Annotated in this window: 13 protein-coding genes and 2 pseudogenes; 7 read left to right on the top strand and 8 right to left on the bottom strand. The window is 71.1% G+C overall.

What is annotated here, in order from left to right:
* Nucleotides 1-561: 561 nt before the first annotated feature.
* Nucleotides 562-1,671 carry a PLP-dependent cysteine synthase family protein gene (locus ACZ4Z1_RS22610; RefSeq protein ID WP_468488396.1) on the top strand — a complete coding sequence of 370 codons (1,110 nt, stop codon included), beginning with the start codon at nucleotides 562-564 and terminating at the stop codon, nucleotides 1,669-1,671.
* Nucleotides 1,668-2,960, top strand: coding sequence for an MDR family MFS transporter (locus ACZ4Z1_RS22615; RefSeq protein WP_468488397.1), 1,293 nt, complete (start codon nucleotides 1,668-1,670; stop codon nucleotides 2,958-2,960). The genes ACZ4Z1_RS22610 and ACZ4Z1_RS22615 overlap by 4 nt, the downstream gene beginning before the upstream one ends.
* Nucleotides 2,961-3,290: 330 nt before the next feature.
* On the opposite strand, the gene ACZ4Z1_RS22620 is transcribed toward ACZ4Z1_RS22615, so the two are convergent.
* Nucleotides 3,291-3,629: a MerR family transcriptional regulator gene (locus ACZ4Z1_RS22620; RefSeq protein WP_468488398.1), complete on the bottom strand. Its 339-nt coding sequence runs from the start codon at nucleotides 3,627-3,629 to the stop codon at nucleotides 3,291-3,293.
* 873 nt (nucleotides 3,630-4,502) lie between these two features.
* On the opposite strand from ACZ4Z1_RS22620, the gene ACZ4Z1_RS22625 reads away from it, so the two are divergent.
* Together ACZ4Z1_RS22625 and ACZ4Z1_RS22630 are read left to right on the top strand one after the other, a co-directional pair.
* Nucleotides 4,503-4,889: an ATP-binding protein gene (locus ACZ4Z1_RS22625; protein ID WP_468488399.1), complete on the top strand. Its 387-nt coding sequence runs from the start codon at nucleotides 4,503-4,505 to the stop codon at nucleotides 4,887-4,889.
* A 380-nt stretch (nucleotides 4,890-5,269) separates the two neighbouring features.
* A complete protein-coding gene (locus tag ACZ4Z1_RS22630; protein WP_468488400.1) occupies nucleotides 5,270-6,082 on the top strand; it encodes an SDR family NAD(P)-dependent oxidoreductase in 813 nt (270 codons plus the stop codon).
* Nucleotides 6,083-6,245: 163 nt separating this feature from the next.
* Here the strand turns inward: ACZ4Z1_RS22630 and ACZ4Z1_RS22635 are convergent, their stop codons facing one another.
* From ACZ4Z1_RS22635 to ACZ4Z1_RS22660, 6 genes and pseudogenes are all read right to left on the bottom strand, one after another.
* On the bottom strand, nucleotides 6,246-6,626 hold the full coding sequence (locus tag ACZ4Z1_RS22635) for an acyl-CoA dehydrogenase family protein (protein WP_468488450.1): 381 nt from the start codon (nucleotides 6,624-6,626) through the stop codon (nucleotides 6,246-6,248).
* Nucleotides 6,557-6,760 (bottom strand): acyl-CoA dehydrogenase family protein, encoded by a 204-nt coding sequence (locus ACZ4Z1_RS22640; protein ID WP_468488401.1) that lies wholly within the window; start codon nucleotides 6,758-6,760, stop codon nucleotides 6,557-6,559. The genes ACZ4Z1_RS22635 and ACZ4Z1_RS22640 overlap by 70 nt, the downstream gene beginning before the upstream one ends.
* A 42-nt stretch (nucleotides 6,761-6,802) precedes the next feature.
* Nucleotides 6,803-6,883 (bottom strand): annotated as a pseudogene (locus ACZ4Z1_RS22645) (hypothetical protein); the annotation flags it as partial.
* Between the two features lie 110 nt (nucleotides 6,884-6,993).
* A pseudogene (locus ACZ4Z1_RS22650) lies at nucleotides 6,994-7,641 on the bottom strand (thioesterase II family protein); the annotation flags it as partial.
* A gap of 141 nt (nucleotides 7,642-7,782) precedes the next feature.
* The gene (locus tag ACZ4Z1_RS22655; RefSeq protein ID WP_468488402.1) at nucleotides 7,783-8,052 is read right to left on the bottom strand and encodes a hypothetical protein; all 270 of its coding nucleotides are present in this window, start codon (nucleotides 8,050-8,052) and stop codon (nucleotides 7,783-7,785) included.
* 159 nt (nucleotides 8,053-8,211) lie between these two features.
* Complete coding sequence (locus ACZ4Z1_RS22660) at nucleotides 8,212-8,895, bottom strand: TetR/AcrR family transcriptional regulator (protein WP_468488403.1); 684 nt, start codon at nucleotides 8,893-8,895, stop codon at nucleotides 8,212-8,214.
* An 84-nt stretch (nucleotides 8,896-8,979) separates the two neighbouring features.
* Here ACZ4Z1_RS22660 and ACZ4Z1_RS22665 point away from each other — a divergent pair, with 84 nt between their 5' ends.
* Entirely contained in the window at nucleotides 8,980-10,470 is a 1,491-nt protein-coding gene (locus ACZ4Z1_RS22665) for a carboxylesterase/lipase family protein (RefSeq protein ID WP_468488404.1), read from the top strand.
* 96 nt (nucleotides 10,471-10,566) lie between these two features.
* On the opposite strand, the gene ACZ4Z1_RS22670 is transcribed toward ACZ4Z1_RS22665, so the two are convergent.
* Nucleotides 10,567-11,010 (bottom strand): MerR family transcriptional regulator, encoded by a 444-nt coding sequence (locus tag ACZ4Z1_RS22670; RefSeq protein WP_468488405.1) that lies wholly within the window; start codon nucleotides 11,008-11,010, stop codon nucleotides 10,567-10,569.
* 59 nt (nucleotides 11,011-11,069) lie between these two features.
* On the opposite strand from ACZ4Z1_RS22670, the gene ACZ4Z1_RS22675 reads away from it, so the two are divergent.
* Nucleotides 11,070-11,987, top strand: a complete 918-nt coding sequence (locus tag ACZ4Z1_RS22675) for an NAD(P)-dependent oxidoreductase (RefSeq protein ID WP_468488406.1) — start codon at nucleotides 11,070-11,072, stop codon at nucleotides 11,985-11,987.
* Nucleotides 11,988-12,801: 814 nt separating this feature from the next.
* Nucleotides 12,802-14,280 carry a sugar transferase gene (locus ACZ4Z1_RS22680; RefSeq protein WP_468488407.1) on the top strand — a complete coding sequence of 493 codons (1,479 nt, stop codon included), beginning with the start codon at nucleotides 12,802-12,804 and terminating at the stop codon, nucleotides 14,278-14,280.
* Nucleotides 14,281-14,352 lie beyond the last annotated feature (72 nt).

Here is a 14,352-nt window from a genome sequence, read left to right on the forward strand (position 1 = left end):
GAGGCTTTGTGCCGTCGTCCCTCAATACGCCCTTCCCGGTTTCCGCGTTTTCCTGGTCGCGTCTTCTGGCCGCGTTGCTGCTCGGCATCGTGCTGCTGGCCACTGTCGACTGTGGTGCCTTGCTCCACTCAGGAGAACAGTCCGGTGCGCATCCCCCGGTCACGTCCGCCCAGGCCCGCCAGGAGGCCGAGACTGCCGTTTCCGCCGCAACGACCCATGTGATCAGCGGTCCCGACACCTGTTCGGCGGCCGGCAGCACCCGCGTTCCTCAGCGGATGCCTGAACCTCCGACGCGTGCCGTTCCGGCTCCGGCCACGGACGCGGCCCGCGCATCGAGGGCGACCTCCTTCGTCCCGGCGGCCGAGCCTCCACAAGAACCTCCTTGCCGGGGCCGGGCCACTCTCGCCTCCCTCTGCCGGTGGCGCATCTAGAAGCAGCCCGTGCAGCCGGGAAGGCCGGCTGCCGCGTGCCGATGCCCACTGGAGAAGCCTCCGCTCGGCCGGTGGGCGGGGCGTCACGCGAGATGAGCATCCCCTCGCCACTTCGATCGAGAGCGAAAAGATGCACTCTGTGAGCACGAGTGACCACACACCCCTGCGTTCCCCTCTCCTCCAGCTCGTCGGCAACACCCCCGTCCTGCACATCTCCGAGCCCTTCGCCCCGGACGGGCGGGGTTTCTGGGCCAAGCTGGAGGGCTTCAACCCCGGCGGCATCAAGGACCGGCCCGGCCTGCACATGGTCGAACGGGCCCGGACCCGCGGCGACCTGCGGCCGGGCGGCACCATCATCGAGTCGACCAGCGGAACGCTGGGCCTGGGGCTCGCCCTGGCCGGGATGGCGTACGGCCACCCCGTCACCCTCGTCACCGACCCAGGCCTGGAACCGTCCATGACCCGGCTGCTCACCGCCTACGGCGCCCGGGTCGACATCGTCACCGAGCCGCACCCGACCGGCGCGTGGCAGCAGGCCCGCCGCGACCGGGTGCGCCAACTGCTGACGGAGCACCCCGGCTCCTGGTGCCCCGACCAGTACGGCAACCCCGACAACGTCGCCGCCTACACCCCGCTCGCCCTCGAACTGGCCGCCCAGCTCGGCCACATCGACGTCCTGGTGTGCAGCGTCGGCACCGGAGGACACTCGGCCGGCGTCTCCCGGGTGCTGCGCCAGCTCTGCCCCGAGCTGCGGCTCGTAGGCGTGGACACGGTCGGTTCGACCATCTTCGGCCAGCCCGCCCGCAGCCGGCTGATGCGGGGCCTGGGCTCCAGCATCTATCCGCGCAACGTCGCCTACGAGAACTTCGACGAGGTGCACTGGGTGGCTCCGGCCGAGGCGGTGTGGGCCTGCCGCCGGCTGGCCGCCTCGCACTACGCCACCGGCGGCTGGAGCGTCGGCGCCGTCGCCCTGGTCGCCGGCTGGGTGGCGCGTACCTTCCCGCGCCAGGCCCGTATCGCGGCGATCTTCCCCGACGGCCCGCAGCGCTACCTGGAGACCGTCTACAACGACGAATACTGCCGGGACCACGGCCTGCTGGGGCCCTCACCGGCGCCCGAACCGGACGTGGTGGGCCGCCCCGACGAGAAAGAGGCGACCCACTGGACCCGGTGCACCGAGGTGGTCGCCCCCCGCGACCTGGCGACCGGGGCAGCGGCAGCCGCGGAGGGGGCCCGGTGAAAGGCGCCCTGACGCAAGTACGCTCCTACGAGCGCAGCGTGCAGCTGCTCATGGTGAACCAGTTCACCATCAACCTCGGCTTCTACATGCTGATGCCGTACCTGGCCGCGCACCTGTCGGGCACGCTCGGCCTGGCAGGCTGGGTCGTCGGGCTCGTCCTGGGCGTACGCAACTTCAGCCAGCAGGGCATGTTCCTGATCGGCGGCACGCTGGCCGACCGCCTCGGGTACAAGCCGATGATCGTTGCCGGGTGCGTCCTGCGCACGCTCGGCTTCGCGACCCTGGCCCTGGTGGACTCGCTCCCCGCGCTGCTCGCCGCCTCCGCGGCGACGGGCTTCGCGGGGGCCCTGTTCAACCCCGCCGTACGGGCCTACCTGGCCGTGGACGCGGGCGAGCGCAGGGTCGAGGCGTTCGCGCTGTTCAACGTCTTCTACCAGGCGGGCATTCTGCTCGGTCCGCTGGTGGGCATGGTGCTGACCGGCGTGGACTTCCGGGTCACCTGTCTCGTCGCGGCCGCTGTCTTCGCGCTGCTGAGCGTCGTGCAGATCCGTTCGCTCCCGGCACGCCGGGGCACGGGGAAGGAGCGGACCGAGCAACGTCAGGGGGTGCTGGCCCAGTGGCGGGGCGTACTCATGAACCGGCCGTTCCTGCTGTTCTCCGCAGCCATGATCGGCTCGTACGTGCTGTCCTTCCAGATCTACCTGGCGCTGCCCCTGGAGGTCCGCCGGGTGGCCGGCGAAGGGGAGTCCGGCACGGTGGCCGTGGCACTGCTCTTCGCCGTCTCCGGGCTCAGCACGATCCTGGGCCAGACCCGGGTCACGGCCTGGTGCAAGCGCCGCATGGACCCGGGCCGGGCCCTCGCCCTGGGCCTGTTGTGCATGAGCATGGCCTTCGTGCCGCTGCTGATCGCCACGGCACTGCCCGTGCCGGACCGCGGCCCCGCGCTGTGGCTGTCGGCTGCCGTACCGCCGGCGCTGGCCGCCTTCTTCCTGGCGCTCGGCACGATGATCGCCTATCCCTTCGAGATGGACACCATCGTGCGGCTGTCCGGTGACCGGCTCGTCGCCACGCACTACGGCCTCTACAACACCATCTGCGGCACCGGCATCACGCTGGGGAACCTGCTCACCGGCGCGGCACTTGACGCGGCCCGGAACGCGGGCGTGCCGGCCCTGCCGTGGATCGCGCTGAGCGCCCTGGGCCTGGCGTGTGCAGCCGCCCTCTACGGCCTGCGCCGTCATGGGCACCTGACGCGGGCCGTACCCCGGGCCCGGCCCGTCACCGCCTGACCGATCGCCACAGACAGGGGCGGAGCTGCCGTGGAAAGCCGCTCGCCGCTTGCCGTGCGTTTCCTGGCAGGCCCCACCGGGGCTGTAGGGCTCGTCGCCGGGAGCTTCGCCTCTGTCAGCGAACCGTTCTCTTCCGAGGTGACGACCGGGCCGCTTTTGGGAGAGACGCTGATGGCTGCGAGGCATGCCTCAGGCGCTCAAAGACAGAGGGGCCTCCGGGCGCGGGACGCGGAAGCGGAGCGCCGCCGCCCGTCGCCTGCGGTCCGGCCGGGTTCGTCCATGTGGGTCGTCCCGTGACCGGGGCCTGCGCAAGGGACGGCGGGGAACAGGTCAGTCGCCGGTGTCGCGGCGGTGCTCGGCGGCGGAGCGCCGCAGCTCTTCATTGATGCGCTGGGCTTCTTCGAGCTGGTCTTCGAGGATGACGATGCGGCAGGCCGCCTCGATGGAGGTGCCCTGGTCGACGAGTTCCCGGGCGCGGGCAGCGATCTTCAACTGGTAGCGGGAGTAGCGGCGGTGCCCGCCCTCGGACCGGAGCGGGGTGATGAGGCGGGCTTCTCCGACGGCGCGGAGAAAACCCTGGGTGGTGCCGAGTATCGCGGCGGCCCGGCCCATCGTGTAGGCGGGGTAGTCGTCGTCATCGAGACGGCCGTAGGAGTCGTCTGCTGTCATGTGCACCTCTCTGTGAAACGCGTCGAGGGGCCCTGGTGCCGTACGGCACCAGGGCCCCGAAGGAACTGCTAGACCATCTGCCGACCTGGGAACTGCGTCGGCTTCCTGTTTCCGCTGACCCGACCTGCATGCTGTCGGGGGTGCGGGGATCGCGGTTGCTTGACCTCAGACCACCTCACTGACGATGTCCTGCGGTACCCGGGCTCAAGGCTTCCGCCCGGGCGATCCTGATGGCGCGCATTCCTCCGTTCTTCCCTCAGTGATGAACCACTTACCAAACGGGTACTGCAAACTGCTGTACTGCGACCTGCTCAGCGGCCTGTGACAGCGCCACTCTCCGGCAGCCGGTCCCGTCGCCCGTCCTGCATCTGCTCCGGCCAGGAACACCACTGCCGGACTCCCGGTACGCGCGCCCGCAGCCGACGCCTTTACCGAGGTCCTGCTTCTGCGCTGCTGGGTACTGCGAACTGCACCTACCGGGGACCGCTCGCGTTGACCGCGGTCCCGCTCACGGCGGCCCCTGACACTGCGGGCCGCCCGGTCCGGCCGTCAGCCCCGTCGCCGTCCTGCAACCGCTATGGCTTCGAGACTCCACCGCCGTACCGTCATGCGCACTGCGTGTACTGCTTCCCGGCAGTTCGTCTCTGCCGGGCCTGCTGTCCCTCTTGGCTACGAGAGAAACCATAGCCACACCACAGCCCAATGTCTACTCCAGCCATCACAGATTTTCGAGGGCGCGGCGCCGAGGTAATCACCCTCAGGTGGTGGCGGAGCAGACGCGAGGGCGTGACTACCGGGTTGGAAGTCTCCAGTGGGGGCACACGCACCAGATACGCAGCACCCGGAATCGACCCCAGAACCCAAGGTGACGTGGTGGACACGCTGAGCACCGTCGCGACCCTCGACGCCGTACCGTCCGCCGCCCGTGCTCGCGAGAGCGTCCGGGACTTCCTCGCAGGTCTCGTACCGGCGATGGCAGCCAAGGCTGCCGACGCGGTGGTCCTGGTGGTTTCGGAGCTCGTCACCAACGCCCTGCGCCACGGTGGCGGCATCTGCAACCTGGAGCTGACCGCGCTCCAGGACTCCATCGAGGTGGCCGTGCACGACCGCAGCCCGCGGGCCCCGCGCATGCGCACCCCCGACCTGAACGGCAACACCGGAGGCTTCGGCTGGCCCATGGTCAACCGCCTCGCCCGCACCACCACCGTGACCCGCCAGGCAGCCGGCGGAAAGACCATAAGCGCTCTTCTCCCCCGCTAGGGGTATCCGGTGGGTCTCCGTGGAGGGCGGGGGAATGGTGGCCCCGACGGCGAACGGCCGGCGGTGTCAGGGCGGCGTCAGGGATGGGGCGAGGCGCTTGCCCCGGGCCGCGTGCGCTCCTTGGATGGTGTGTGTGAACAGCCATCTGCGCCATGACGACCGGCCGCCGCATACGGCGTCGCCGAGTCCTGCGCGCTGCTCACATCCGGTGCGGTAACCGCACCAGCCCCCTTCCCCGCGGCCGTCGTCCCGTATCCGGCCGTGTCCATCGCTTCCCCGGCGCTCCTGTGGCGCGCTCGGTGAGGTGAAACGTTCCCGCGCCCGGCAGCCCGCCATCCGGCGAGGCCGTGCCGCCCGCCCCTTCCCCGGAGTGAATCACCATGTCTCCTGCCGTTCCGTCCAGTCGGCAGACCGTGCTCGTCACCGGCGCCACCTCCGGCATCGGCCGGCAGACCGCCCGGCTGCTCGCCGAGCAGGGCGATACGGTCATCGTCCACGCCCCGGACCAGGCATCCGGCGACGACGCCATCGCCCGCCTGGTGGCCGACGGTGCCGACACCCTGCGGCTGCGCCTGGCCGTCGCCGACTTCGGCCGCCTCGACGAGGTACGGGCCATGGCCGCCCGCATCGCCGACGAGCATCCCACCCTCGACGTCCTCGTCAACAACGCCGCCGTCGCCGCACCCGAGCGGCGCACCCTGACCGCCGACGGCAACGAAGTCGCCCTCCAGGTCAACTTCCTCGCGGCCTACCTGCTCACCCACGAACTCCGCGGCCCGCTCAGCACCACCCCGGGCAGCCGCGTGATCAACGTGTCCTCCTCCATGCACCGCACCGCATCCATCGCCTGGAGCGATCCCCACCGCGCCAAGCGCTACTCCCGGCTCGCCGCCTACGCCCAGTCCCAGCTCGCCCTGACCATCTTCGCCCGGGCCGAGGCCCCCTGGACGTCCGTCAGCGTCCACCCCGGCGTATGCGACACCGCTCTGCTCCCCCTCTACGCTCACGAAGGCGACTCCGCCACCGAAGGCGCCGCACGCGTGGCACGCCTGTGCGACCCGGCCACCGAGCTCGTCCCCGGCGCCTACTACGACCGCACCGTTCCCTCCCCGGCCGCGCCGGTCGCCCTGGAAGACCGCACGGTCCGTCGTCTGTGCAAGCTCGCCGACCAACTGGTCACACCAACCCCTTGAACCCGCCCTCTCCCACCGCTAGAGCCTGCGTCTGACAGCGGTCCGTCAGCGCCGACGGGCGGTGCGGCACAAGCCCGTGCCGCACCGCCCACCGCTCCTTGTGCCCCGGAGCACATGGGTCAGCGACAGCTGCCTCTCCCCCGCCCCGCACGGCAGGGTCCGGTCACCCCTGGGGACCCGCCAGTTCCCCGGCGATGATGTCCCGCATGACTTCGCTGGGGCCGACGGCGATGGCCGCGGCCCGTGCGTCGCGATAGGTGCGTGCGCCCTCGGAATCCTCCTCGTAGCCGGCGGAGCCGTGCAGCTGGAGGCTCGTGTCGGCCAGGCGGCAGGCCAGTTCGGTGGTGTGGAGCTGGGCCATCGCGCAGGCGGCGAGCGCGAGTTCCCCTTGCTGGAGACCCCAGGCGGTGTGGTGGACCAGGGTGCGGGCCGCCTCCAGTTCCGTGGAGAGATCGGCGAGCCGGTGTCGCAGCGCTACAGGCCGGCGAGCGGGCCGTCGAGGACCCGCCGTCCGCGCAGGAAGCGGAGAGTCTGTTCGAGGCAGCGGTCCATGCCCCCCAGTGCGAGGGCGGCAGCTGCGAGCCGTTCGAGCGGGAGCCCGCGCATCAGGTAGTAGAAGCCGCTGTCCTGCCGTCCGATGAGGTTGTCGGCGGGAACGCGTACCTGGTCGTACGTCACTTCCGCCGTGTCGGCCGCACGCCAGCCCAGGGTGGGCCGGGGCCGCGCGCTGACGCCGGGAGCGTGCGCGTCGACGGCGAGGAGCGAGAGCCCGGTACGGCCTCGGTGTCCGCCCTGGGCCGCGGGGGTGGTCCGGACGGCGGTGACATGGAAGTCGGCGGTGGTGCCGTTGCTGACCCACCGCCGTCGTCACGTGCGTACCGGAGCCCGAGAAGATCGTGGGCGGCGAGGTTCTTCCAGAGCCGGCGGGGCAGGCGGCGCTCCCGTTCCCAGGTTCCGGCGGCACCCTCCGTCTCAGCCGCCGACACGGCGCGCACGTGCAGGCGGAAGGCTTCGGGCGGTGCCATGGGGTCGTCGGAAGCGTCGAAGGTGGTGAGCGGTACGGCGAGCGGGAGCGGTCGGCGCCATGGCCAGGTCCGGGCCAGTTCCAGGTCGGCTCGCAGCATCGGCCCCAGCATCCTGAGGAGATCACGGTTGCGCAGCACCTCGGGTGGTGTCCCGGCCAGCGCGGCGAGTTCGGTGGCCACCTCGTCGGCGGAGGAGCCGCGGGAGCCGGGGCGCGGCGGTGGTACGTCGGGGGCACGGCAGCCCGCGAGGACCAGCCGCTCGGGCGGGTGCGGTACGGGCCGGCCGGTGGAGTGGGCGTTGTGCCGCGATGCCGTTGCCAGTTCGTATGCGAGCATGCCGCCCAGGCTGTGCCCGAACAGGGCGTAAGGCGGGCGCACTTCGAGGGCCAGAGCGCCGCTCACCGCGTCCACCAGGCCTTCCCCCGAGGTGAACGGGCGCTCCCGTACGCGGTTCTCGCGGCCGGGCAGCTGTACGGCGACGAGTTCGGCATCCGGCGGCAGGTGGTCCGCCCAGCCTCTGAACACCGAGGGCACCCGCGCCCGCGTGGGGGACGCAGACGAGCCGCAGGGCAGCCTGCGGGCGTGGCCGGGGCCGCTGGAAGAGCGGGCTCGGCGAGGGCGTGCGGGCCTCTGCCTCTGTACCGCTCCGGGTGGGCGGGGGCCCGCCGGAGGTGGTCACGGCGCCCCGGGCCGGCCGGTGGGCTCCGCATCGGCCACCGTGCCCGCCGTGGCTCCGGCCGCCGTGGTGCCCGCGGCTCCCGTTGCCCGCAGACCGGCGTCGAGTACGGGGGGCGGCCGGGCCCGGGCCGGGGAGTCCGCCCGGACGGCGGGGCGGTGGCCGTTGCGGGCGAGGGCCAGCAGTGCGGCACGGTCGACCTTGCCGTGGGGGGGGAGCGGCAGGGCGTCCAGCCGTTCGTAGGCGGACGGGCGCAGGTGGGCCGGCACCGTGGTGCCGGTGAAGTCGCGCAGTTCGCCGGCGAGTTCTTCGTACGTGCCGGTGGCGGCCTCCTCGGCCGGGACGACATAGGCGATCAGCCGGACGTCGTCCTCCCGAAGTCCCGGGGCAGGACGGCGGCGGACGCCACCGCCAAGCAGGGCCCTGTCTCATGGCCTCCTGGGTGTGCTGTCCGGCGTGCCGCATGTACGGGAGGTGTTCGCGCCGGCCGTGTTCTCGCGCTCGGCGCTCTCCTCGTCGCCGGTGAACAGTCTGTCCAGGTACTGGTCCACAGCGGCGAGCGCTTCCCGGGGCGTGATGACGTCCAGCTCGATGAAGGGGGTCAGGCCCGTCAGGGCGAGGAGCAGGTTGGTCTCGGACACCGGGTCGCGGTCGGGGTGGATGTGTCCGTCTGCGATCGCCTGGCGGACCAGCTTCTCGACGAGGGCGCGCCCTGCGACCAGCCCGCCGCGCGCCCGTGCGTGGACGTTCTCGTCGTGCAGCGCCTCCAGGACGTAGGCGGCGCTCATCCGGCTGGTCGCGCGGGCGTCGGCGTGCAACGGGAGCATCTCGGTCAGCATCACGCGCAGCACGTCGCGGGGGGGCGGCCGGTCACCGAGCTCCTCAAGGTGCCGGCCGACGCGCCGGGAGTTCTGCTCGGACGCGAAGTCCATGGCGAAGGAGAGCATCTCCTCCCGGGAGGCGAAGTAATGCTGTAGCGCTCCGTGGGAGATGCCCGCCTCTTGCGCGACCTCGCGCAGGGTCAGGTGGGCGACACCGCGCTGCTCGACCACCCGCCACAGCGCCCTGGCGATCGTTTCGCGGCGTTCGCGGTGATCCACCTGTTTCGGCATCTTCGACTGCTCCCCATCTCTTTCCCGTACAGCTGACATAATACAGTTGGCCGACAACCTGGACGGCCTCTGGAAGGGAAGCGCATGCGTGAGCAGCCGAGGGTGCACACTGCCGAAGGCGCGGTGGAGGGGCGGTGGAGGCAGGGCTGTGCGGTGTTCCGCGGCATCCCCTACGCGCAACCGCCGGTGGGAGCACTACGCTTCACCGCCCCCGCTCCACCCCGGCCCTGGGAAGGGACAAGGCGGGCGGCGGAGTTCGGCCCCGCGGCACCGCAGTCCGGCCCGGCCCTCGCGAGCACGCCGGGAGGTACGGACTGGTTGACGCTCAACGTCTGCACCCCGGACCCGGGTGCGGCAGGACTGCCGGTACTGGTGTGGATCCACGGAGGCGCTTACATCGCGGGAGCCTCGAGTGACCCGATGTACGACCCGTCGGCACTGGCCAGGGCGGGGCTTGTGGTGGTGAGCATCAATTACCGGCTGGGCGCGGAGGGCTTCGCCTTCCTCGAAGGCGCCACGCCCAACCGCGGGTTCCTCGACCAGATGGCGGCGTTGCACTGGGTACGCCGGAACATCGCCTCCTTCGGAGGAGACCCCGGCCAGGTCACCGTTGCCGGACAGTCCGCCGGGGCCGGATCGATCGCTGCCCTGCTGACGATGAAGCCGGCACGCGGCCTGTTCCGGCGGGCCATCGCCCACTCCGTGCCGGGCGGTTACTGCACCCGCGCTCTGGCGCGACAGGTCACCGCCGAACTCGCGGACCGTCTGGGTACCGCGGCCACCGCCACCGCCCTCCGCACAACCGGCCCTTGGCGCCTGGCCGAAGCGCTCACTTCACTCGGCGCCGATCTTCCCCACTACCGCGAGAGGTGGGGCGGGCTCTCCCTGACAGGTGTCGCCCTCTGCCCGGTCATCGACGGCGACGTCCTCCCCGAAACGCCCTGGAGCGCACTGTCCGGTGGCCGCGCGGACGGTACCGAGCTCCTCGTGGGCCATACGCGTGATGAGTTCCGGCTGTTCAGCGTCATGAGCGGACGGCGGGGCACGTTCACCGACCAGGACGCCCGTGACGCCCTGGACCTGTTCGCCCCGGCACCTTACGGCGCGGACGCCTACCGGGCCGCTCACGCACGGGCCACCCCGGAGGAACTGGTGGAGACGGTGTACTCCGATGCCCTCTTCCGGATGCCTTCACTGCACTTGGCCCGGGCGAACGCCGCAGCCGGAGGAACCTCGTTCCTGTTCGAGCTGCGACTGGCCGCCTCGGGCTTCGGAGGAGCGCTGGGCGCCTGCCACAGCCTCGATGTCCCCCTGGCGTTCGGCACGCTGGACAGCCCCGCGGGCAGGGGTCTCCTGGGCGACAGCCCCACCCCCGAGGCCATCGCGGTGTCGGGAGAGCTCCGGCAAGCGTGGGTCCGCTTCGCTCTCACCGGCGCGCCTGGGTGGGCCGCGTACCGCGCCGACCAGCAGCTCACTCGCGTCCTGGACACCGAATCGAAGACCACCCCCTACCCCGGACAGGTGTCCCGCGACATCTGGAAGGATCAGGCCCCGACCCCCTTTGACCTCAGATAGGGCGCCGCACCGCGAACCCGCGCCCCTCTCTCATGAGTTGGGCTGCGTAGCGGGCGAGGCTGCGGTGACGGCTTCGGAACCATGACTGACGTCGCGTCAGGCCGACGCCCCGTTCAGCGGCGCGGCTTCGCCGGTCGGGCTCTTCGCGACACCGGCCGCCCAGCACGCTTCCGGATCGTCGCCACCGGCCGGCACCGTGGCGGCGATGAGGGCATCCAGCGCGTCACGGGCGGCCAGCAGGCCCGCCACTGCCTCGCCGATGCGTTCGCGTTCCCGGTTCAGGCCGGGCAGCATGCCGGAACAGGCGGGCGCCAGATTCTGCCCGTCGTCGATCATGCAAGGCAGCAGTTCGGCGATGGTGGCGGTGTTGAGACCGGCACCCAGCAGCATGCGGATACCTCGGACAGTGGATATGTCCTCTTCCGTGAACTCGCGGTATCCGCTCGGCCGCCGCGACGGCTTGAGCAGCCCTTGCTCCTCGTAATAACGCAGCAGCCGTTGACTGACCCCGGTCCGTCGGGAGAACTCCCCCATACGCATGTGACGACCACCACGTTCCGTTGACTCTCACATCGATGTGAGACAGCAGTCTATTCCGCATGACGAACCATCAGCCGGCAACTCCGCGGCAGGCACCCGCCACGGTCATCGGCCTCGGCCCCATGGGCCTCGCCCTGGCCGAAACGCTCCACGACCACGACCACCCCACGACCGTCTGGAACCGCTCCCCGGAAAGGGCCGACAGCCTCGTCGCCAAAGGCGCCCACCGCGCGGGCGACGTCGCCGAGGCGGTGTCCGCGAGCCCCGTCACGATCCTGTGCCTCAAGGACTACGAGACCATGCGTGCGGTCCTCGAATCCGCCAGGGACGCCTTGGAGGGGCGGGTCGTGGTGAACCTCAGCTCCGGTACGCCGCGTGAGGCTCACGCGGCGGCCGGCTGGGCGGCCGGTCGCGGTCTCACCTACCTCGACGGCGTGATCATGGTGCCGCCACCGCTCGTCGGACAGCCCGATTCCGTCTTCCTCTACAGCGGCTCGCAAGACGTCTTCGACGAGCACCGGGCCACGCTGACGAGCATGGGTGACCCCCGTTACCTCGGTCGCGACCCCGGCCTGGCGGTGCTGTACAACACGGCGCTGCTCGACATGATGTACGCGACCATGAACGGCTTCCTGCACGCCGCCGCCCTGGTGGGCTCGGCGGACGTCTCGGCGGTCACGTTCGCCGACCTCGCGCTCAACTGGTTCCTGCCCTCGGTGGTGGGCTCAACCCTCGCCGAGCAGGCACCCGCCCTCGACCAGGGCAGCTACCCGGGCGACATGGGCACCATGGAGATGAACCTGAACGCGATCGAGCACATCACCCGCACCTGCGTGGAGCAGGGCATCCGCTCCGACCAGCCGCAGCTCATGAAGACGATCGTCGAGCAGGCGATCGGCGCAGGGTACGGCGGCAAGAACTACCTGGCCGTGTTCGAGATCTTCAAGCAGGCGGCGCAGGCTACGCGCCCTTCCTGAGGGCACCCGCAGAGAGGTTGGTTCAGCCGGGCGGCCCGACCATCGGCCGGGCCCGCGGCATCCTCACGGCCACCGAGTGCTCCGGCGGGGCTTCCGCGTGCGGCGGGTCCCGCCCTGCGCGGTGCGCCGTTCGCAGTAGGGCCGGGTACGGGCGTCGTACCGGAGGCGTGTGCACCATGCGCGGCGCGCCACGCCGGCCTGCCAGCCCTCCTCAGCGATTGAGCCGCCCTACAGCTGCCGACCCCGCGGCCCAGCCGTCGGCCCAGGGACGCCTCGGACTGCCGGTGCCGGCGCCCCGGAGAACTCCCGTTGTCACAGGTCACGCGGCACGTCTTCGCCGTCGAGGCGCCCGTGGGCGGTCACCGGTCGGTGATGCGGTTTCGCAGCTTGGGCACTAATTGCACACATCCCCCTCTTCATACCGGCCCCGATGGTCTAGATTGACGGTGCTTCAGCTGTTCGAACACGAAGCGACCGATAATGATCTTTAGGTCCGGCGCTGCAAAACAGCCAGCGGTCGCGTCCCCGGCGCCAGACGTGGGGATGATCAATTTTCGGGGCCCGAAAGCGGTCTCGGGTGCGGGGAGCACCCGGGGTTTCGACGGGTTTCCGAGCACGTCGGGCGTCTGACAGGACATGCGAGTCTGCTGCCGCCAGGGCGGGCTGTTCACGTAGCGCCGCGACAGGCGGAATTCCATGCGCGGGAGGCGGGGGCCTCCCGAGGGGAGGAACAGCACGGCGCAGGGGGCGGGGGCCTTTCCGAGGAACAGTGTTGGGCGAACCACGTCGAACCACTGGCGACCTGGGGGATTCTGTGCAGCAGGGGGAATTGGTCAACCCGTTTCCGTCGGCGCGGGGGCGTCTGGCGAACGGGGCAATCAGCCGGCCCGCGACCGACTGGGAGCAGCGGTACCGGCGTACCGTGATCACCACCGATACCGTGGCCACCGCCTTCGTGGTGGCGGCGATCGGCATTTTCTTCGGGGCCCGGGACGCGGCCAACTGGCACGAGAAATGGGGAATTCTCGCATTCGGCACCGAGCTGCTGGTGCTGGGAGCCCTTGCGGTGAGCCGGGCATGGGCTCCGGCCGTGCTCGGCCAGGGTGCCGAGGAATTCCGCCGGCTCGGACGCTCACTCTTCACGGCGGCCGTCGTACTGGCACTCGGCGGGATCGCCCTCACCTCGCGCAACATCAAGCTCTGGATCTTCGTCGCGGTCCCCGCGATCGCGCTCATCACCATGACCGCCCGGTACCTGCTGCGCCTGTGGCTGCACAGACAGCGCAAGGAAGGGCGGTGCCTGAGACCGGTGCTCGCTGCCGGGAGCCCGGCCACCGTGCGCGACCTGATCGCCCGGACCCGCAAGCTCCCGCACCTCGGCTGGCGGGTGGACGCGGTGTGCACGACGGACGGTCTCGGGCTCGACGGTGACCACCTGGACGGAGTGCCGGTCGTCGGCCGGCTGGCGGACGTCGCGGGCCACATCCACCGTGACGGCTACCGTGTCGTCGCGGTCACGCCGGACCCGCACTGGTCGCCGGACCGGTTGCAGCGGCTGGCCTGGAACCTCGAAGGCAGCGATACCGAGATGGTCGTGGCCCCCGTGCTGATGGAGGTGGCCGGCCCGCGGCTGCACGTCGACGCGGTGCTCGGGATCCCGCTGCTGCGGGTCAGCATGCCGGCCTTCACCGGGGCCCGCCGGGCGGTCAAAGAGGTCGTCGACCGGTTGGGCGCGGCGGTCCTGCTGATGCTGTTCGCGCCGCTGATGGTGCTCGTCGGGCTGCTCGTCCTTGCCGACAGCCGGGGTGGGGCGTTCTACCGTCAGCGCAGGGTCGGCAAGGACGGCCGTGAGTTCACCATCTTCAAGTTCCGCACCATGATCGCCGGGGCGGACGCGGCACGTGCCGGGCTGGCCCACCGCAACGAGGGTGCGGGGCTGCTGTTCAAGCTCCGCCGGGACCCGCGGGTGACACGAGTGGGAGCAGTGCTGCGCCGGTACTCGATCGACGAGCTCCCGCAGCTCTTCAACGTGCTCACCGGATCGATGTCACTGGTCGGCCCGCGGCCTCCGCTGCCCGAGGAGTCCGCCGCGTACGGCCCGGACATCCGGCGGCGGCTGCTGGTCAAGCCCGGGCTCACCGGCCTGTGGCAGATCAGCGGACGCAGTGACCTGCCGTGGGAGGAGGCGGTCCGCCTCGACCTGCGGTACGTGGAGGACTGGTCGCTCGCCCTGGACGCAGTGATCTTGTGGAAGACGCTGCGTGCGGTGCTCTACGGGCAGGGGGCCTACTGATGCGCGGCAGTCGTCGTCCGGCCGGGGCGCGGACCGCAGGCCGAGAGGGCCTGCCTGGGGGGAGGAACGGAT

Source organism: Streptomyces sp. NPDC030165, from assembly GCF_055573595.1.

Coding starts and splice junctions, on each gene's coding strand:
- ACZ4Z1_RS22620 (WP_468488398.1), bottom strand. CDS start 3,629: ATGACAGCAGACGACTCCTACGGCCGTCTCGATGACGACGACTACCCC.
- ACZ4Z1_RS22675 (WP_468488406.1), top strand. CDS start 11,070: ATGACGAACCATCAGCCGGCAACTCCGCGGCAGGCACCCGCCACGGTC.
- ACZ4Z1_RS22665 (WP_468488404.1), top strand. CDS start 8,980: ATGCGTGAGCAGCCGAGGGTGCACACTGCCGAAGGCGCGGTGGAGGGG.
- ACZ4Z1_RS22630 (WP_468488400.1), top strand. CDS start 5,270: ATGTCTCCTGCCGTTCCGTCCAGTCGGCAGACCGTGCTCGTCACCGGC.
- ACZ4Z1_RS22660 (WP_468488403.1), bottom strand. CDS start 8,895: ATGCCGAAACAGGTGGATCACCGCGAACGCCGCGAAACGATCGCCAGG.
- ACZ4Z1_RS22610 (WP_468488396.1), top strand. CDS start 562: ATGCACTCTGTGAGCACGAGTGACCACACACCCCTGCGTTCCCCTCTC.
- ACZ4Z1_RS22670 (WP_468488405.1), bottom strand. CDS start 11,010: ATGCGTATGGGGGAGTTCTCCCGACGGACCGGGGTCAGTCAACGGCTG.